The organism is Arcicella aurantiaca, from assembly GCF_003148625.1.
Taxonomy (GTDB): Bacteria; Bacteroidota; Bacteroidia; order Cytophagales; family Spirosomataceae; genus Arcicella; species Arcicella aurantiaca.
Genome location: NZ_QGGO01000017.1, coordinates 73,069 through 91,987, shown reverse-complemented (window position 1 = coordinate 91,987; position 18,919 = coordinate 73,069). Strand labels below are relative to the sequence as shown.

The 18,919-nt window shown below is 35.8% G+C and carries 13 protein-coding genes; 2 read left to right on the top strand and 11 right to left on the bottom strand.

What is annotated here, in order from left to right; translation table 11 throughout:
• Positions 1–14 precede the first annotated feature (14 nt).
• The 7 genes from porN to LV89_RS15830 all read right to left on the bottom strand — a co-directional run bounded on the left by porN (position 15) and on the right by LV89_RS15830 (position 10,478).
• A complete protein-coding gene (gene porN, locus LV89_RS15860; protein WP_109743897.1) occupies positions 15–926 on the bottom strand; it encodes a type IX secretion system ring subunit PorN/GldN in 912 nt (303 codons plus the stop codon).
• 174 nt (positions 927–1,100) lie between these two features.
• The gene (gene porM / locus LV89_RS15855; RefSeq protein WP_109743896.1) at positions 1,101–2,693 is read right to left on the bottom strand and encodes a type IX secretion system motor protein PorM/GldM; all 1,593 of its coding nucleotides are present in this window, start codon (positions 2,691–2,693) and stop codon (positions 1,101–1,103) included.
• A 120-nt stretch (positions 2,694–2,813) separates the two neighbouring features.
• Positions 2,814–3,599: a type IX secretion system motor protein PorL/GldL gene (porL, locus tag LV89_RS15850; RefSeq protein WP_109743895.1), complete on the bottom strand. Its 786-nt coding sequence runs from the start codon at positions 3,597–3,599 to the stop codon at positions 2,814–2,816.
• Positions 3,600–3,845: 246 nt separating this feature from the next.
• Positions 3,846–5,009, bottom strand: a complete 1,164-nt coding sequence (gene porK / locus LV89_RS15845) for a T9SS ring complex lipoprotein PorK/GldK (RefSeq protein ID WP_109743894.1) — start codon at positions 5,007–5,009, stop codon at positions 3,846–3,848.
• A 245-nt stretch (positions 5,010–5,254) separates the two neighbouring features.
• On the bottom strand, positions 5,255–6,229 hold the full coding sequence (locus LV89_RS15840; protein ID WP_109743893.1) for a PorP/SprF family type IX secretion system membrane protein: 975 nt from the start codon (positions 6,227–6,229) through the stop codon (positions 5,255–5,257).
• 331 nt (positions 6,230–6,560) lie between these two features.
• Positions 6,561–8,600: a c-type cytochrome gene (locus tag LV89_RS15835; protein ID WP_229201532.1), complete on the bottom strand. Its 2,040-nt coding sequence runs from the start codon at positions 8,598–8,600 to the stop codon at positions 6,561–6,563.
• A 60-nt stretch (positions 8,601–8,660) separates the two neighbouring features.
• A complete protein-coding gene (locus LV89_RS15830; RefSeq protein WP_109743892.1) occupies positions 8,661–10,478 on the bottom strand; it encodes a 3-keto-alpha-glucoside-1,2-lyase-like domain-containing protein in 1,818 nt (605 codons plus the stop codon).
• Between the two features lie 220 nt (positions 10,479–10,698).
• Between LV89_RS15830 and LV89_RS15825 the strand changes: the two genes are divergently transcribed.
• Positions 10,699–11,190, top strand: coding sequence for a gamma carbonic anhydrase family protein (locus LV89_RS15825; RefSeq protein WP_109743891.1), 492 nt, complete (start codon positions 10,699–10,701; stop codon positions 11,188–11,190).
• A 286-nt stretch (positions 11,191–11,476) separates the two neighbouring features.
• Here LV89_RS15825 and LV89_RS15820 read toward each other — a convergent pair whose 3' ends face one another.
• Entirely contained in the window at positions 11,477–12,430 is a 954-nt protein-coding gene (locus LV89_RS15820) for a DUF8428 domain-containing protein (protein WP_109743890.1), read from the bottom strand.
• A gap of 245 nt (positions 12,431–12,675) precedes the next feature.
• Between LV89_RS15820 and nadB the strand changes: the two genes are divergently transcribed.
• Positions 12,676–14,265 (top strand): L-aspartate oxidase, encoded by a 1,590-nt coding sequence (gene nadB / locus LV89_RS15815; RefSeq protein WP_109743889.1) that lies wholly within the window; start codon positions 12,676–12,678, stop codon positions 14,263–14,265.
• A gap of 58 nt (positions 14,266–14,323) precedes the next feature.
• Here nadB and LV89_RS15810 read toward each other — a convergent pair whose 3' ends face one another.
• The 3 genes from LV89_RS15810 to LV89_RS15800 form a co-directional block, all read right to left on the bottom strand.
• The gene (locus LV89_RS15810; RefSeq protein WP_109743888.1) at positions 14,324–14,893 is read right to left on the bottom strand and encodes a hypothetical protein; all 570 of its coding nucleotides are present in this window, start codon (positions 14,891–14,893) and stop codon (positions 14,324–14,326) included.
• A 148-nt stretch (positions 14,894–15,041) separates the two neighbouring features.
• Entirely contained in the window at positions 15,042–16,283 is a 1,242-nt protein-coding gene (locus LV89_RS15805; protein WP_109743887.1) for a NupC/NupG family nucleoside CNT transporter, read from the bottom strand.
• A 74-nt stretch (positions 16,284–16,357) separates the two neighbouring features.
• The gene (locus LV89_RS15800) at positions 16,358–18,541 is read right to left on the bottom strand and encodes an FUSC family protein (RefSeq protein ID WP_109743912.1); all 2,184 of its coding nucleotides are present in this window, start codon (positions 18,539–18,541) and stop codon (positions 16,358–16,360) included.
• Positions 18,542–18,919: the final 378 nt, after the last annotated feature.

Genomic DNA, 18,919 nt, shown 5'->3' with positions numbered 1-18,919 from the left:
GAAATCGAAATTTCTTAGTATTCCCAAAGGTTATGTTCCATCTCCATCAATTTGTATTCTAATTGTTGAGACTGTACCATTCCTTGTTTTGCACCACCATAAATTGTATCTAAATCATCATCTTTAGAGTTTCCTTTTTTGGTCAAACGAGCGTGAAACAAACGTAAGTCAAAAGCATCAGCCATATTTTTGTGTTGAGCTTCATTTTGTTCGTTATACCAAACACAATTTGGATTACTACGGAATAATTTATCTAAATCTTTGTATTTGAATGACGCTACATTTTTATCAAAACCAGCCGTTGTTTTGTTTGCTGGAATGATTACAGTAATCGACTGAATATCATAGTACAAACGAGAGCGTTGTTTATCAAAAATGGCATCTTCACGTATTTCTAATACTGATAACTCTTTAGGAAAATAATATTCTCCGCCCGATGATGAAGGTTTTGGACCATTGAATCCATCATTTGCTGTACCATTTGCAGGAGTTTTTGGTTTTGGGTCACCCCAACCATCATCTGCTGCGGCAGTACCTCCACTTTCAGTTCCAAAACCTGCTGCTTTTTCAGCATCAGATAAAGCATTATCTCCAATAGAGTTTTCCATGACTAAGTTTTTCATGAAATCTTCCTTAGAAATTTTAGTTTTCAAAGAGTCATTTCTATATGGTTGCAAAACACCACTTTGTACCCATTCAATTAGGTATTTAGTAATTTCATTTCCTTTTGAGAAAAAAGGCTGATTTTGTTTTTCGTTCAAATCCATACGTCTCCACAAACGCTGTTTCCACATGATGTTAGATTCATCAATTGGACGAACAGAATCAGGATTCTTCCCTTTATTGTCTTTTTCTTGGGCAGATACCCATGTGCAAGTTGTCATAGACAATAAAACCACACTTGCTATTTTACTAAGATTCTTCATAAAATTATGGAATGACAAGTTTTACAATTATTTGATTTTCAAGTATCTGTAAACTTATTGTTTCATATTTTGAATAACGATATATTTTAGTATTTAGTATTATGTGCTAAGTATTAAGAAGCAAACGTCAATAAATGTTATTCATGATACTTAATACATAATACTTTGTACTTCTTAATTCAAAGGAATATTCTTAACCATGTTAAAAGGAATAGTCTCGATAGTACCTCTAAAGCTTTTTCTCTGAACACCTTTAATTTCAATATAATAGCGGTCACCAGGTTGAGCTACTTGAGCTAAAGAACTAATACTTCCACCTCCAGATAGAGTTACGTCTCCAACTTTTTTACTACCTCTTGCTAAAGCTACATATACTTCTGAAACTCGGTAATTAGCGTCATCGGGGTTAGTTGCTTTGAATGATTCTTGTGCGATTGCTCTTGCATCAATACTTCTTAAACCAGTTGCACTTGCACCACGTTTTTCATCTAATTCGCCACCATTACCAAATACTCTAACTTCTGGCTTAGGAATTCTTTGAACTCTAAATTTTTCAACGCCTAACAAAATACCACCGTTATTGATACTTAATTCAACAGATGTACCGCTTGGAACAACAGTGATTTTTCCTGCACCACCACCTGCAATAACATCTCCACCATTAGCGGTAATAGACGGTTGCCATAAAGCTCCTAAACCTGGACTTACAATACTTAATTTATTTGCACAACCTAAATATAATGGAGGTAAACTACCTGCTTCGATGTTATAAGTTGGTTTCAATACGAAATATTCTTGGTCGATTGTTCTTGTTTCAGCACCGTTTGGTCCGTTGAAAGAGATTGTTGCGGTATAAGTTTTTCTTGAAAGTCCACGACCGTCATATTGACCACCTTGAGCTTTAAATTTAATTTGTCCTTTACCATCTTTCACAGGAACAGAAGAACCATTGAAACTCATTCTTGGCGTAATTCCAGAAGAATAAGCAGCAATAAACATTTCAGCCTCATAGTCCATACCTGCAACAACAGTATTTGATTTTGCAGAAACCATGGCTAAAATTTTATCAAATTTGATGTCTTTCAAACCAATTTTTTGAGCCAATGCACTCAAAATTGTACTTTCATGACGACGAACTTCTGATTGCTTTTGACTTAATGTTGCTAAAGCTGCTGGAACGGGAGTTTCTGCAAAGTTTAATTCAGCAAAATCTTTATTCTTATTATTTGCATCTTTTGCCACAGCAGGGTCTTCACTACCCGACATTGCTAAAGGCTCAACTTTTAACTTACTGTCACCTGCGTATTTAGAAATTTTAGCAACATAGTCATCTAATTTAGTTTTAAGACCATAAGCTAAACCATTTTTCTTTCCACCAATCATTAACTCATATACTTTTTCGGTTTCTTTCATTCCTACTAAAGCACCAGTTTCTTTGTCATATCCACCTGTTTTTTCAACAATTTGAGCTTTCAAATTATCTAATTCTCCAACCATTGCATCGGCTAATTTGTGGACTTCTTGAGCTTGTGTAATATATTGTGCATCGTTTGCTTTGTTAGCAGATTTTTCTAACAAAGTTTTCATGCCTTCAATAGTTGCAATATTTTTCTGTACGGCTGAATTATTTGCCGTCTCTAAGCTGTTATTTAATAATACAAATTTCTGTAAAAGGGCATCACTCACCTGCAACGCAAGTAGGGCGGTTAGCACCAAATACATCATCCCAATCATCTTCTGACGGGGCGTTTCTTTCATTCCTGCCATGATATTATGTGCTTATAGGATTTCGTTTTAGTTTAAGTTTTATTTTTAGGGGGTAGGGATTAGGATTTAGGGGTTAGCAAAAACTACTAAAACCTAAGACCTTCAACCTAATACCTATTACTATCCTTTCATTGCTGTTAACATACTTCCGTAAACGTTGTTTAATGAAGATAAGTTAGTTGTCAATTTAGATAATTCTTGCTTAAACTGTTGAGTATCCTTACTTGCATCAGCCATATTTTCCATAGCAGTTGTTAAATTGCCATAGAACGTATTCATTGCTTTCAAGTGCTTATTGGTGTCTTGTAATTCTAATTCATAAACAGCATTTAATGCTCCCATATTCTGAGTTACTTTCTGGAACTGAACACGGTATTCTTTTGCATCTTGTGTAGCTGATGACATTTCTGACATAGCATTCATTGTAGCTCCATAAGCCTTGTTCATTTCACCCATCGCTCCTGATGCAGATTTTACATTTTTAGCATAATCATTTGTAGCAATTGTTGCATCTGTAATATCACCAATTTTAGAAACGGTGTCAGTCAAAGACTTCATTCCTTTTCCTAAATTATCAAAAATATCAGGCGTAACTCTTGCGTTAGCTAACATTTCGTCCATTTTAGCAGTGATGCCTGTTCCAGTAGATGGAGCAGCAACACTTCTTTTTGGCAATTCACCTGTAAATTCTTTTGATAATTCTGGATATACTCTCTCCCACTCGTATTGTTTTTCTGGTTTTGCTACTAAGTATAAAACACCGAATAAAATAAAGATAGCGGCTTCTGTAAACATACCAACCATCAACATTTCATTTGCACCATTCCAGTGTAAAATTTTAAATAAAGCTCCAACGATAACTACTGCTGCACCAAAACTGGCGATGACGTTAATAATTTTTTCCATTGTGATTAATAAGATAAATTTATTTGAGACTAATACCTGTATTTTTAATATAATGGATAAGTAATAGCGTTTTTAAGTTGGTAATATGGCAGATTCTTTAGATTTAAAGGATTTTGATATTTGCTCAACAATTTTCTATTATTATCTCAAAAGTAAGCGAGGGAACTTATCTTGTTTAGTAAGATGGGTTTCCCTCGCTTATTATTTGAAGTGCTATATTAGCTTTTCTTCAAATGTGTAATTCTACTATTTGAATTCTTTGCCTGATGAACGACCTAAGTGGTTCATTGCACAACGAAATCCGATATAAGAACGTTTTTTATTTTCGTATTCGTAAGAACGTGTACCTGTTTCTAAGTAATAAGCAACGTCTTTCCAAGAACCTCCACGAATTACTTTACGTGGCTCATCTTTATCATCGTTGATGGTGTTTAAGTCCCAAGTAATAGCTACTGAGTTATCAGCATAAGCATCTAAACACCATTCAGCTACGTTACCTGCCATGTTATACAAACCATAATCATTAGGATTAAATTGGTTTGCAGGAGCAGTATAAGCATAACCATCAGCATCATAATTTCCTCTATGTGGCTTGAAGTTGGCTAATAAACAACCTTTTCCATTAGCTACATAAGGGTTACCCCAAGGATATTTTGCAGATGCTTTTCCTCCACGAGCTGCCCATTCCCATTCTGCTTCTGATGGCAAACGGAATCTTGGAGAAATATACATACCTTCTGAAGTACGGTAATCGTTATAAGCTTTTGTTCTCCATTCGCAGAAATATCTTGCGGCTACCCAACTTACACCCACAACTGGATACATATCGAAGGCAGGACTTGAGAAGTAATATTCTGTCATTGGGTCACCGTTATGATAAGTAAAGTCTTTACTCCAAACAGTTGTATCAGGATAATATTCTGCTAAGATTTTTTCTTCTCCTAAAACAGAAATCGAATCCGTCATCATTACGCTTGTAAATTGACGATATTCATTATTAGTGATTTCGGTATCATCCATGTAGAACTGAGCCACTGTTACACGTTTGTTGAAACTTACTGAAGTTGACGCAACGTCTTCATCAGCTTGTCCCATCATGTATGAGCCAGAAGGGATTAAAACCATTCCGAGTGGAGTAGTTTGTTTCCAACCTTTACGAGCTGTAGCTGCAACTTCCCCGTTGACCATGCCAACATCTTCTTTTTTACTACTGCGGCTATTTTTACTATTTTTGCCTTTCCCCTTAGAGGCTACTTCACCTTTACCTTTGCTACTTCTTCCTTTGCTACTTGCTGTTGATTTGCCTTTACTCTTGCTTCCGCCAGAGGAGCTACAACTTTCCAAGAACAAGGCAGGAATAACTACCAAAAGTAGTAAAAGTGATTTCCTGAAAATTCCACCGTAATTCATAGTGTTATAAACTTTTTTGAATGATACCTGAAAAATAATTATAGGTAGTTATGCTTCAAATATGACTGTGTTTTAATTTATTTAATGGTAATATTATGCTAAGTCGAGAATCTAATACAATTCTAATATGTTAAATTTTCTTAAAAACGTGAACTTTAATCGATTTAGTATAAAATCAGAACAACAAAGTTAAATATTTTTTTGTGTTGTCTATCAATGATTTAGTGTTTTTCGCACTTATTGATTTAATGGTTGAATCTTGGGGTACGCACGGGAGTTTTCTTTCCTGCTAAAAGTCTTGGGGCGGGAATGGCATAACTTAGCAAGATTTCATGCGATAATGGGGCTTTGGCGGTTGCTCCTACGGTGGTTAAGTCAAGTGAATAACCCAACCTTAATGCGTTGTCTTTTAACATCGAAATTCCAGCAATAATAATGCCAGCATCGTTTAAACGATACGAACCTCCAAGCCAATATTTATCATCATACGTAAAAATTGCACCTCCTTCCAAAACACTTGTTGTAAAATCCGTCTTCCATAATGCCATCGGACTTACTTTAATATCGTCGTTTAAATAATAATCATAACTCGCAGTTAAGTTTAAAACTTGTTTGATAGCATATTGCCCAGATTTATCTGTTCCAAAACTATAACTTGGTGTATTGACATGATTTAAACTTGCACCAATCTGATAATTTGCCGTTTTATATAAGGCTCCAACCGAAAAATCAGTTTTAGTTTGATTTACACTTCCTGCAAGTCCATCTACAATTGGGTCGCCAGTTTCACGTGGGCGAAAGCGTGAATCAAATGATTTAGTATGAATACCTCCTTTTGCACCGATTGATACTACTCCACCATTTGATAAACCTATCTGATATGAGTAAGATAACAACATATTTTGATAACCTGCACCCGATGGTGTTTTATCATTTACAAATTGTATGCCGATTCCGCTGTGCAATCCATTTAATGGCATAGATGCCGTAAATATTTGTGTTCCTAAAGAACCATTGCCATCAAATGTTGTCTGATAATTTGACCATTGATTGCGGTAATGTAACTGAAATTTCGTCACTCCGTCCATTCCCGCAGTTGCTGGATTGATATACAATGGATTAAACATATATTGACTCAGTTGTGCATCTTGTTGGGCAAGGGTTACAGAACTTGAGAAGACAAAAACACTAAAAAAAATATATAGTAAATTCTTTTGCATAATGATTCGGAGAACAGAGGAATTAAAACCTTACGATTCAAAACTAATAAACAATTCTAATATACGCTAAAAAATGATTATTTGCTTACTATTAACGTGAAATGTTTATGGTTTGTTGTGAGAAAAATAATCTATTATGAATGTTATTTTTCTTAGTGGAAAAAACGATGACTAATAGCCAAAGATACCATCGCATCGTTATGAAAAGCAATTGCACCTCTTCTTTAAGAAAAAACCGCCATCCAGAAAAAACTGAATGACGGTTCTAAATCTTAATGAATAAATTTCCAAAGAAGTAATGTTTTAGTAAAATTCATTACTTTTCAATAGCTTATTTATTACCTAATGAATTTATCCAAGCGGCAATTTTCTTGATGTCACCTTTTGGTACGTGTGCCATCGGAGCCATTGGCGTAGAGAAATCTGGCCAATTTTCTGGTTTGGGTTCAATGATTAATGCTTCAATTTGTTCGTTGGTATATTTACGTTTTGCAACGTCTTTATACGAAGGTCCAACTGCTCGTTCTCCGACTTTGTGACAAGCCAAACAAGTATGTTTTGCCAATAATTTTGTAGCTTCTGCATCAGAAATAATTGATGCTTTTACAGCGGTTGGAGTTATATTTTTTACAGTTGTTTTTCCTTTTGCTGCTGCGGCAACACCTGCGGTTGTTGGCATAGCTTCCTTCATCTGATTGTCAGGAGTATTGGCATTAGCACCTGCATCAATACGCTCACGTTCTGCACGAGTTTTTGGCGTAACTAAAGTGATATTTGCTTTTTCTCCTGTTGGAATATTATTCAACGTATAATATGCGGAACCGTGTAATAACGATAAATTATCTTTTGCAGAACGAACGCCTTCTGGCTTAATATCGTGTACATAACCTTCACGTAATCCATCAACTACAATTCTTACTTTTAATCCATCTTCTGATGCCTTCGCTCCTCTTACTGAATTATCCTTACGGTTTACAATTGGACTTCCGTAAACAGGGTGATATTTATAAACATAGCTTGAAACGTCATAGTTGTTCACATCTTCAGCCGTTTTTTTATCAACTGGTACAGTAAATTCAATTTCAAAACCATCTGGCATTGCTCTTACGGCTTTCATTTCAAAAGGAGTTTTTCCTGTGTAAACTAAGCGTTCTAAGCCAAAATCTTCTTTACCAACTGAACCCCAACCACGATTTGTACCACCTACATACATGGCGTTGTCGCTTCCCCAGGCCATACGTAATACACCCGAACGGAAACCACTTTTAAAGTCAAAAGATGCTCCTTGATATTTTCCATTTACTTTTTCTAAAAATACACGAGCAATTTTTGACATTCCTTGGTCACCCACAAAAACTTGTCCTGCAAAAGGCCCGAAATTTCCTTTGGTATCATCTGTAATTAATTCTGACGTAGAAACTCCCAAAACTCCATGTGGCAACCAAACCGCAGGAGCTTTTATGCCCATGTTCGGATAAGTTGTTTTTCCCATTTCGTAGATAGTCGTCATTGGCTCGTCCTTCACATACTCAGGCTTCACTTTTGGGTCGTCACGTGGGTCAACTTTTGTGAAAATCATTTCTTTACGCATTTTCACAGGCGAGTCAGGACGGTCTGCCCAAGCTAAAGAAGCTGGATGACCCATAAAATCACCTTTTTCAACGTGTGAAATAAATCCAGAACCCATCCAATCTCCTTGATTATCACCATAGAAAAACTCTCCATCAATCATACCAATTCCGCATGGAGAACGCATACCTGCGGCAAATGGCGTTAATTTTCCATCTTCCGAAATCTTCATTGTCCAACCTCTGAAAGGCACATACGATTTTCCTGCCCACCAGTCAGAATTACCAAAACCAACGTTTCCTGTTACATAAAATGAACCATCTGGAGCGATTTTAGGACCAAAAGAATATTCATGATAGTGTCCAGAAATTGGCAATGCACAAACTGTTTCATAACGTTCTGCTTTTCCGTCTCCGTTTTTATCAATCAATTTTGTCAATTCACCTCTTTGAGCCACATAAATATTTCCATCTTTGATAGCAAGCCCTAAAATTTCGTGTAAGCCAGAAGCAAACTTACGAAAAATAGGCATACTCGAATAGACATTCTCAATGATATAAACATCGCCTCTACGAGTAGAAACCGCCATGTCACCGTTTGGCATTTTTGCAATTCCGCCTACTTCCAAAACAATACCTTCTGGAATAGGAATTTTTACGATTTTATAATAATCGTTTTCAGTGGGTTCTGTTTTTTGAGAAAACGCCCCCTGTGTCAAGCACGCAAGCATAGCCGCTGTGCAAGTATGTATGAATGATTTTAGTTTCATTTTATTGTTTTCCAACGCTTTGGCATCGGACATCAAATATTGTCAAATTTTAACTCTTATCAGTACCAAAGTAGTGTCTTCGGTTTACAGATATTACCACATAATTGAGTACTCAACTTTTTCCTTTGCAGGAACTAAAAGCACCGAATTATCTCCTACTTTTTCAATCGTTGCGGTTGTTCCTGTTGCTAATTTGATGAAATAGCTTTTTCCATCTACTTCGTAAGTATCGTCAGTTAATTTAGTAATATTTGACCCCACAGCAATACGAAACGTTTCTTGCTTGTTTGCGTCAATATTTTTTACGGCTAAAGTACGTTTTAGATATTTTCCATCAGTAATTCTGATTTGGTCTTCCACTTCTGCACCAAACATTTGATAACGGAAAATTGGCAGGTTATTAGCGTCTAAATCATACCCTAAAGCACGGAAATTAGCATTATCAGCAGGTATTTCTGTAACTGCACCTTTTGAATCTGCCACTACTAAAAGTGGAGAATCGGTAAGGGCTAAAACTGCTCCACGTGGACGAGAAGAACCATCTCCACGATTATCCCACATGGGAGAAGTATCTAAGAAATCCCCTTTCCAAATTTGAGCAATTGCCCCATTAGATAAGTCATAAGTATAGTGTAATTTATCTTGATGACCCACGTTTACAGCGTGTGTGATGCGTTTTTGTTTCTTGCCATTTTTTACAACATCTGAAAATGAGCGTAAAATGGTAGGCTCTTTTGCATCCAAATAAATAGGGTCGTTGGGAGGAGAAGACAGTAATGAACCTAAAGATTGGTATTGAGTATTTCTAAAGTTAGGTCCTTGTACCGACATTCCTAAAACTGGAGCTACCCAACCATCAGTTTTGTAAACAGTAATTTCTACGGGTACATCTCCCGCAGGCAATTCAATATCTGCTGAGCGTTTATTGTTTGAAGTAGTCCAAGCGTCTGGAAGTAATTCTTTTCCATTAACTGAAACATAATATTTCCCTCCAATCTGAAAAGTAAACTGGTGTTTTCCTGCCACTGGCACTTTCAATGTTCCATTAAAGATTTGTGCAAAATCATTATCTTGTTTGCTTACATCCCAAGATAATTTATCAATTGAACCCACCGCATCTGGTTTTTTGCTCAAAAAGTCTTTAGGTTCTTTAAATTTCCCGTAAAAAACTTTGTAAGAAATATTAGAAAATTCAGCAGGTTTTCCACTAAAATTAGAGATAACGAAATTTCTGAAAGCCACTGGCCCATGGTCACCTTGAATCATGAATGGCCCTGTTGGTGCTTCTGTTTCAGCAATTGGTCCTCCCGTTGGACCTGTCAATTCTACGTTCTCTTGAACAACAACGCCATTCATTTTGATTAACAAAACTTTGGCATTGGCAATTTTATTTCCAGAAGCATCAAAACGTGGAGCTTGGAAAGAAATGTCTAAATGTTGCCATAAACCTGGAGCTAAACAAGCATTAAGGCGTGGAGCGTGACCTTCCCAAAGAATTTCTTTTCCATTTTCATAACGACGACGCTTGTAAATACCTCCACAATCGCCCGTAGCAGGGTTTTTAACTCCCCAACTATCCAACAATTGGATTTCATAACGTCCCATTAAATAAAAACCAGAATTTGAATGAGATGCCATCATAAAATCAAATGAAACATCAACGTCTCCATATTCTGCTACTGATTGTAAATTTGAGCGATTTTGAGCATTTGGAATATTCACTAAAACTCCCTTTCCAGCAGTTTTAGTCATGGCTTCGGCTTGGTTGAGGTCAGCAGAAACATCACCAGCAATTTGCCAGTTTGTTTTATCGCTTGATTTCCAGAAAGACATATCGTCTAAAGGAACTTTTTGTTGGGCATTTACCAGCAAAGGACTGACAAGAGCCAACCATAAAATCAAATTTTTCATTTGAGGGGGTTTTAAAAGTATTTGAATGATGAATTATTCTTTTTGACAATTAATACGTTAAAAAACAAAAAGCCTTTCATATTGAATTTACAAAAATACAAAAGCAAAAAATACTACATATTCGTTTTTGTATCCATCTTTTGTCTAATTGTTTCATAATTTCACTTTCAAAAAAATATTTCAGTAATTTATTACCATTCAAGTAAAATTAAGACGCATAATGAAAAACAAACCATTTATAGCTCCAAACGCTTCGGTGATGGGCAATGTTACTTTCGGTGAAGATGTATCTGTGTGGTACGGGGCGGTTATTCGGGCAGATGTAGAAGCCATTATTATCGGCGACCGTTCTAATATTCAAGATACGGCGGTGCTTCATGCAGACCCAGGCGACCCAACTATTATTGGAAAAGATGTAACCGTTGGGCATGGTGCAATTGTACATGGTGCAACCGTTGGAGATGGCTCACTAATTGGAATGCGGGCAACGGTTTTAAATAAAGCCAAAATCGGGAAAAATTGTATTATTGGAGCTTGTGCCTTAGTTACTGAAGGTATGGAAGTTCCAGATAATTCTTTAGTTGTAGGGATTCCTGCAAAGGTAATTAAGCAAATTTCAGAACAACAAGCTCAACATCTTCCACTAAGTGCTTTGCATTACGTAGAAATGGCTGAAAGACACGAAAATGGGGAGTTTGAGTTGATTAGTTAGGGGTTAGGATTTGGGTTTTAGAGCTTAGTATTTTTACGATACCCCCAATAAAAAGGGTTTCAAAATCAATGTTTTGAAACCCTTTTTATTTTACATTAAGTATTAGTTCAATTTAGTATTTCAATAATTCCATGATTAATAACACTTTGAATACTAATATTTAATAAAATTAATGTCATTGATGGGTAATGGCGTATAGCATACGCCAATGTTTTGATAATTTTTGGCGTATGCTATACGCCACTACATAATGTCAAATAATTTATTTCTAATACCTAACTCCTAATTACTTCACATCAAAACTTCCTTCTCCGATTTTAAATCCTTCTGAAAAAAGCTCGATTTTATAATGCCCTTCACGATATTGAATAGCCGAACCACGTCCGTAAAGAATTTCAACGCCTTGTCCGTTATTTTGAAACTGAATATCTTTTTTAGCGGTATAAGTTGTTTCCTTGCCGAATAAATCGAAGTTTCCAGAACCAACCCCCGAATCATAAAGAACAGAACCGTCTGGGTCGTAAACACGCATATAAATCGTTTTTACGTCTTGTTTGGCAATTGGGTTTGGTTGTAATTGGAAAATAACCTTGATTTTATCCACTTTTGAAGCACGATAAACACCTCCATCACGTTCCTTATTCTTATCAGAAACCGCAAGGGCTTGTACAAATTGAGCTTGTAATGCTGATGCACGAGTAACTTTAGCTGTTAATTCTCGGTTACGACGGTAGAAATTATCAACTGAATCCGTCAAATTTTGTTTAGACGTTTTCAATCCCATGTTTTCAGTGGTCAGTGTACTATTCTGAGAGAACAAATCTTTATTTTTTGCTACTAATTCTCCATTTTCACGCTTTAACTGTACTAATTCGGCATCTTTTGCCGCTAAAAGCGTTACAAAATCTGCAATTTTAACATCATATTGTTGTTTCGAGAAAATATTTACTTTTTTCAACTGAACCTTATCAGCTTCTAATTGTCTTTTTGCTGCTTCCAACGACTCAATATTTCCACCCAATACTTTAATCTGAGCTATTTTTGCATCCAATTGTGACCCAATTGAGTCTAATCTAACCCTTGCAGAAGCCAATTCCTCAACCTTTTGATTAATTACTTGTTCTTGGTTTTTATTGGCAGTTTTAGCATCAAATAATAAGTAACCAAGAATACCTGAAACGACTGCCAGAATTCCCACTAATGCCTTCCAAATGCCATTGCTTTGCGATGATTCTTCCATAAAATTATTCCGAATTTTGGGTTAACGATGAGCCTGTAATACTCATTTTTGAAATTTTTGAGTTCCGAATTTAGTAATTATCAACGGATAACAGAAATTTTCGGGATAAATTTATGCAGGTTCATCTCGAAAGGTATTAGCTTTGTTTTCTTTACCAATAAACATTTATTTGTAATATTGGTACTGATTATGAAATAACATGGCAGTTTACTGATAACTGTTTAATAATAACTGATAACTGAAAGATGCCCCAATATGACTTTTTAGTGATTGGCTCTGGAATCGCAGGGCTTTCGTACACCGCCAAAATTGCTACTTATTTTGAGGAAAAAGGCAAGGACGTAAAAATTGCCATTATCACCAAAACGGTTGCGGAAGAAAGTAATACAAAATATGCTCAGGGTGGCATTGCTACCGTCTGGAAAGATGATGATTCTTTTGACAAACACATTGAAGATACAATGGTGGCGGGTGATTTTTTGTCTGACCGCCAAGCTGTTGAAATCGTTGTAACTGAAGCTCCAGAACGTTTGAAAGAGTTGATTTCTTATGGAACAAATTTCGATAAAAAGAAAGATGGAACATACGATTTAGTAAAAGAAGGTGGACACTCCGACCAACGAATTTTACATCATAAAGACTCCACAGGAAACGAAATTGAAAGAGCTTTATTGGAAAAAGTAAAGTCGTTTAAATCGGTTGATTTTTTCACCCATTATTTCGCCATTGATTTAATTACTCAACATCATTTAGGTGAAAAAGTAACGAAAGACACCCCACATAAAAAATGTTTTGGGGCTTATGTTTTCAATACTTTAACAGGAAAAACGGAAACATTTTTAGCTAAAAATACCCTTTTGGCAACGGGTGGCATCGGAAATATTTACCAAAGTACAACCAATCCAATTATTGCCACTGGCGACGGTATCGCAATGGCGTATCGTGCCAAAGCTTTGGTTGAAGGTATGGAGTTTATCCAATTTCACCCAACTTCTTTGTATCAGCCAAGCAAAAAACCTTCTTTCTTAATTTCTGAGGCAGTTCGTGGACATGGTGGTGTGTTGAAAAATATTGATGAAACCACGTTTATGGAGAAATATGACCCTCGTTTGTCGCTTGCTCCAAGAGATATTGTGGCTCGTGCTATTGACTCTGAAATGAAGAAAAATGGCGTTGACCATGTTTATTTAGATACTCGTCATCTTGAATCTGAGGATTTCAAACATCACTTCCCAATGATTTACAATTATTGCAAGGATAATCTTGGTTTGGACATTACGGGCAAAGATATGATTCCTGTTGTGCCAGCTCAACATTATTTATGTGGTGGAATCAAAGTAAATGAATATTCTCAAACTAATATTGAACATTTATTTGCAGCAGGTGAATGCTCTGCAACGGGACTTCACGGAGCTAACCGTTTGGCTTCTAATTCATTACTCGAAGCCATTGTATATGCTCACCGTGCCTTTTTGAAGTCAATCGAAACCTTTGAAGAAAACGTATTGCCAAGTAATATTCCTGATTGGAATGATGATGGAACGACACACCCAGAAGAGTTAGTTTTGGTAACAGAAATGACTCGTGAATTAGAGTCAATCATGAGTAATTATGTAGGAATTGTACGAACTGACCGTCGTTTAAAACGTGCTTATGACCGCTTAGAATTGATTTATCTTGAACACGAAGAATTATATAGACAATCTAAAATTTCGGTAAAAGTAAGTGAATTACGCAATATGATTAATGTGGCATATTTAGTTATTAAAGATGCTATTGCGAGAAAAGAAAACAGAGGATTGCATTATAATTTAGATAATATCGAAGCTGAATAATGTAACACAGACTTTAGTCTGTAAGTTGGTACAGACTAAAGTCTGTGTTACATTATTATTATTTTCCTTGAGCGTTGAACTGCTCAATTATTTTTTTATCTGCAATTTTTGTTTGGATTTTTTGCAACGAAGTCAATACAATTTGTCTCATTTCAACTGATTGAAGCACCTCATCCATTTTTTGGCTATACTTCAAATTTGGAAGGAAAGTTACAGGAAACAACGTAAAATCATGTTGTGTAAAATTGGGAACTTCCACTGTCTTTTTCTCTTTTCCCTCCTTAACCGTTTTGTGAGTTACTTGCTTCGTTGTAATAGTTATTTGTGGCAATTTAACGTCTCTTTCACCCGTAAGCGTTGTATTAGAGATTTTCACATCATCAATATGATTTGCTTCAATTGGTGTTTTTTTCACAACTTTCTCTCCTACTGTATGAACGTGCCAAAATTGTTGGTCAGTAACAGCTAAATAAACGGCTCTTTTATTTCCCAAAATTTTTGAAAACGAATCACTCAGCGACTGCATGGCAGTTAATTCTGGATATTGAACAGATACGATGGCACGAATACCTTGAATTTCTTGTGTAATGTGTGTAAAAGATGATAAAACACTAAGTTGATTTGCCATTGGGGATTATTTTATTGAATCGTGGTTGAGATTCTATTTATGTGATATAAGGAATGTTATCAAAAAAAATGCCAACCATTTAGGCTGACATTTTGGTTACGAAAATAACGTTTTTTTTTGAGATTTGGTATTTGCTTCAAAATAAAATCTAAAACAACATCCCCGCCAAAGTAGCCGACATATAACTGGCTAATGTTCCAGCAATTAAGGCACGAACTGCTACTTTTGTCAAATCTTTTCTACGACTTGGTTCTAATGCACTAATTCCTCCAATTTGAATACCCAAAGACCCAAAATTCGCAAAGCCACATAAGGCAAAACTGACAATAGCAATTGTTTTTGGAGAAAGCGTATGAGCTTGAATCATTGGTGATAATTTCAAATATGCCACAAATTCATTGGCTGCCAACTTCGTTCCCATTAATGAACCTGCTTGTACAATTTCTTCTTTTGGTACACCCATACACCAAGCAAAACCTGCAAATAAATATCCTAAAAGCGTATCTAAACTAAAATCAGCATAGTTGAAAATACCTCCTACTTTACTAAAAATAAAGTTGATAAGGGCAATCAAAGCCAAGAAACCGATAAGCATGGCTAATACATTTAAACCAACTTTTAGTCCGTCTGAACAACCTGCTGAAATAGCATCAATCAGGTTTGTATATTCTTTTTTAACTTCCAATTTTACAATTCCTTTCGTTTCCGACTCTTCAGTTTCTGGATAAATAATTTTTGAAATTGCCAAAGCTCCCGGAGCAGCCATAATACTCGCTGCAATCAAATAAGCGGCAGGTACACCAAACTGAATGTAAGTAGCCATTACACCACCTGCAATACAAGCATAACTACCAGACATTGAGGCAGTTAATTCAGAAAGTGTCATTCCTTTCAAATAAGGCTTAATCATGATTTGAGCTTCAACTTGCCCTACAAAAGCACTCGAAATATTAGAAAGTGCTTCTGAACCACTTACACCCATCAAGAATTTCATTCCTTTGGCTAATATTCTAACAACCGCTTGAATTATACCTAAATGGTAAAAAATATTCACCAAAACGGCTACGAAAATGATAGTAGGAATGATATTAAAGAAGAAAATGAAACCGCCGCCATCAAATGCTTTTGATACCGCTGGAACATCCGCCAATGGACCAAAAACAAATTTTGCACCTTCGTTACTGAAATTAATTACACGAGTAACCCAACTCCCCAATGTTGAAAATGCTAATGCTCCAACTGAAGTTTTCAAGATAAAAACGGCTAAAGCTGTTTGCAAAGCCAAGCCCATACCAACAGTTCGAAAATTAATAGCTTTTCTATTATTTGACATCAAATAGGCGATGCCCAAAATCAATACAATTCCAATGAGTCCTGTGAAACGTTCCATACGTGAAGGGTTGATACTAAAGATAAAAGTGGTTTTTGTTTATTAGATGAAAGGTTAAAGATAACAGTTTTTTTTTACAACCGAATCCGCTCGGAAATTTTACAAATATCAAAAGCAACTTTTTGAAGATTCATAAATTGTTCGGGAATGACAATTTTGCTTTCTTCGTCGGTTTCTGTGGTTGCTTTTAGTTTCAATATTTGGATATTTTCTTTCGTCACAAATTCGCTTTGTTCTATAATTTTGATGGCTTCGTTCATCATGTTTTCGGTATTCTGAGCAATCTGTTTTAATTCCTCAAAATCTGGCAATGTTTCAAAATGCTCTTTGGCGTACAAGGCAAGCGTGGCTACGTAAGAGGACATTAAGTGATTCAAAACCGAAAACTTATGTACTTCATTTATACTCAACTGCTTATGCTTGGGTTCGGAGAACATTCTTTGAAAACCAGAAGCTAAATTGGCACTTCGTACAAATACTTCTTTACGGATAATTTTATAAGGAACTCGGTCGTATTTTTCTCCAAAATACATTTGAGCAACTTGATGATAATACGCCAAATTGGCTTCCAACATTTCGCCTAAAGTCTTTCTTAGTTTCTCGTGTTCCCAATTAGGCAGTAAAACGTAACTGCCAATAAAAGCCAAGCCTCCGCCAATAATGGTATCATAAACTCGCTCAATCATTAAAGCTCGACTTCCCATGCCCAAAAAGTCAAAAAGAATGAGAATGAATGGTGTCATAAATACCACGCTGACCAAATACGTTTTGCGTTGAAAACTATACGTTCCCAACATACAAAAAAGCAAAATACCAAAAAGCCAGTAGTCGTTGGTAACATAATTGAGAATCATCATGCCAATAAATGCACCCGAAACTGTACCAATGAGTCGGTCGAGATTACGCTCTTTGGTGAGACTATAAGCGGGTTTCATAATCACCATGATGGTCAAGAGAATCCAATTGCTATGTAAAAAATTGAAAGATTGGGCAATAATAAAACCTATCAGCATCATGCCCGAAACACGAAGGGCGTGTCTGAAGTTTTCAGATTTTAGGTTAAGATTTTCAAAGAAAGTATCCAATTCATATTCTTGGTGCGACGTAAATGAGTTTATTTTAATCTCATTTCTACCCAATTTTTTGAGTTGTTTTTCTTTAAAATAGCCTTTAATTTTCTTTATTCTGAGATAAATATTCTCAACATTTACTTCAATATTTTTAAGTGCTTGTAAACCTGTGCTTGAAAAAATAGCAGATTCTCCTATGGTATCGCCTTCGGGCGAAAGTGCTTCAATGGCTAATTTCAATTCTTGAATTTTTCGAGGTAAACTTAAATCGAAATTGGGTTTTGTTCCATCTTTTAATGAAAAAGCGATTTCTTCAATTTGCTGAGAAAGAAGCGTTAGAATTACCTCAAAATCGGTCAAAATTCCTGTATGGTCAAACTGTTTATGGAGTTTTTGATAGTTGTAAAAAGTAGAAATAATTTGTTCGTACAAATCAACCATATCCACAAAAACGACCAATAAAAAACGTCCTTCTTGGGTATTTTCTCTTACTATTTCACGACTTTTAAATAGTTGTTCTCTTACTGCGTCAAGGCGTTCATTAACCGTTATTTGTGCTTCAATTAATTTCTTGTAGTTTTCGTCATAATCCATTCCTGCATGATAAAAACCTGCCTTAATTTTCATAAAATCAGCAATTTCCATCACACATTCAGCCAATGATAAAGTCGCCAAACGATAAGGCATAATTTTGTAAAGCGACAAACTCAGGGCTGTGTACCAAATTCCTCCGAGCGTGATAAAAAGTGAATACATCACAATTTCGGACAATGGACGAATATCATCTATTCCCAAAATCATTACCAATAAAGCCGCTACTCCAATTGACGAAGCACGATTCCCATAGATATAAGACATTGAAAACAAGAAACTTAACCCGCCAATCAGTAAAGCTGTTACGAATACCGAAATCGTAGCTAAACCCGTTATCAATGAAACGATTGTTACTAAACCTATCGTGAAAAACATGGCATTTCTTCTGTGCGTGATAGGCCCCGGAGTATCAGCAATACTGGCACATAATGCTCCTAAAGAAATATTGATTCCTGTTTTTAATAAATCAAATTGTGCCAACAATAAACTCGGAAGCACTACCCCAAAGGTTATCCGTAGTCCATCACCAAAATGTGGACTTAGCACAAAGCTTTTAATAGTATTTGAGGTTTTATATATGGAATTGGTTGACATTATTGTATCAGAAATTTCAAAATGATGCTTTCCAAAGATACATGAAAAAACCATGCGAGGTTGAGTTTTTCGCACAAAAAATAGGGTAAACAAATGGTATTAAGCCATTTATTTACCCTATTTTTTGTTTTTAGGTTTCAGTATTTAGTTGTTAGTATTGGAGTTTCCTTTTAGTCAGTACGTTCTTAAATACTCCAAATACGACATAAGCAAATTTCTCATAAGTATTAGTTTATGATTGAACAACTTGATTAATAATGAGCCAACACTAATACCTAACTAAGTACAGTGTTTAATAAGTTTCTTCAACTTCCCGAAAGTAGAAAAAACTTTCGGGAAGTGAACCTCTCGACTACTTCCCGAAAGTTTTTTTACTTT

What these genes read in the sequence shown, in the direction of transcription:
- porN (WP_109743897.1), bottom strand. Translation starts at nt 926, where the DNA reads ATGAAGAATCTTAGTAAAATAGCAAGTGTGGTTTTATTGTCTATGACA.
- porM (WP_109743896.1), bottom strand. Translation starts at nt 2,693, where the DNA reads ATGGCAGGAATGAAAGAAACGCCCCGTCAGAAGATGATTGGGATGATG.
- porL (WP_109743895.1), bottom strand. Translation starts at nt 3,599, where the DNA reads ATGGAAAAAATTATTAACGTCATCGCCAGTTTTGGTGCAGCAGTAGTT.
- porK (WP_109743894.1), bottom strand. Translation starts at nt 5,009, where the DNA reads ATGAATTACGGTGGAATTTTCAGGAAATCACTTTTACTACTTTTGGTA.
- LV89_RS15840 (WP_109743893.1), bottom strand. Translation starts at nt 6,229, where the DNA reads ATGCAAAAGAATTTACTATATATTTTTTTTAGTGTTTTTGTCTTCTCA.
- LV89_RS15835 (WP_229201532.1), bottom strand. Translation starts at nt 8,600, where the DNA reads ATGTCCGATGCCAAAGCGTTGGAAAACAATAAAATGAAACTAAAATCA.
- LV89_RS15830 (WP_109743892.1), bottom strand. Translation starts at nt 10,478, where the DNA reads ATGAAAAATTTGATTTTATGGTTGGCTCTTGTCAGTCCTTTGCTGGTA.
- LV89_RS15825 (WP_109743891.1), top strand. Translation starts at nt 10,699, where the DNA reads ATGAAAAACAAACCATTTATAGCTCCAAACGCTTCGGTGATGGGCAAT.
- LV89_RS15820 (WP_109743890.1), bottom strand. Translation starts at nt 12,430, where the DNA reads ATGGAAGAATCATCGCAAAGCAATGGCATTTGGAAGGCATTAGTGGGA.
- nadB (WP_109743889.1), top strand. Translation starts at nt 12,676, where the DNA reads ATGCCCCAATATGACTTTTTAGTGATTGGCTCTGGAATCGCAGGGCTT.
- LV89_RS15810 (WP_109743888.1), bottom strand. Translation starts at nt 14,893, where the DNA reads ATGGCAAATCAACTTAGTGTTTTATCATCTTTTACACACATTACACAA.
- LV89_RS15805 (WP_109743887.1), bottom strand. Translation starts at nt 16,283, where the DNA reads ATGGAACGTTTCACAGGACTCATTGGAATTGTATTGATTTTGGGCATC.
- LV89_RS15800 (WP_109743912.1), bottom strand. Translation starts at nt 18,541, where the DNA reads ATGTCAACCAATTCCATATATAAAACCTCAAATACTATTAAAAGCTTT.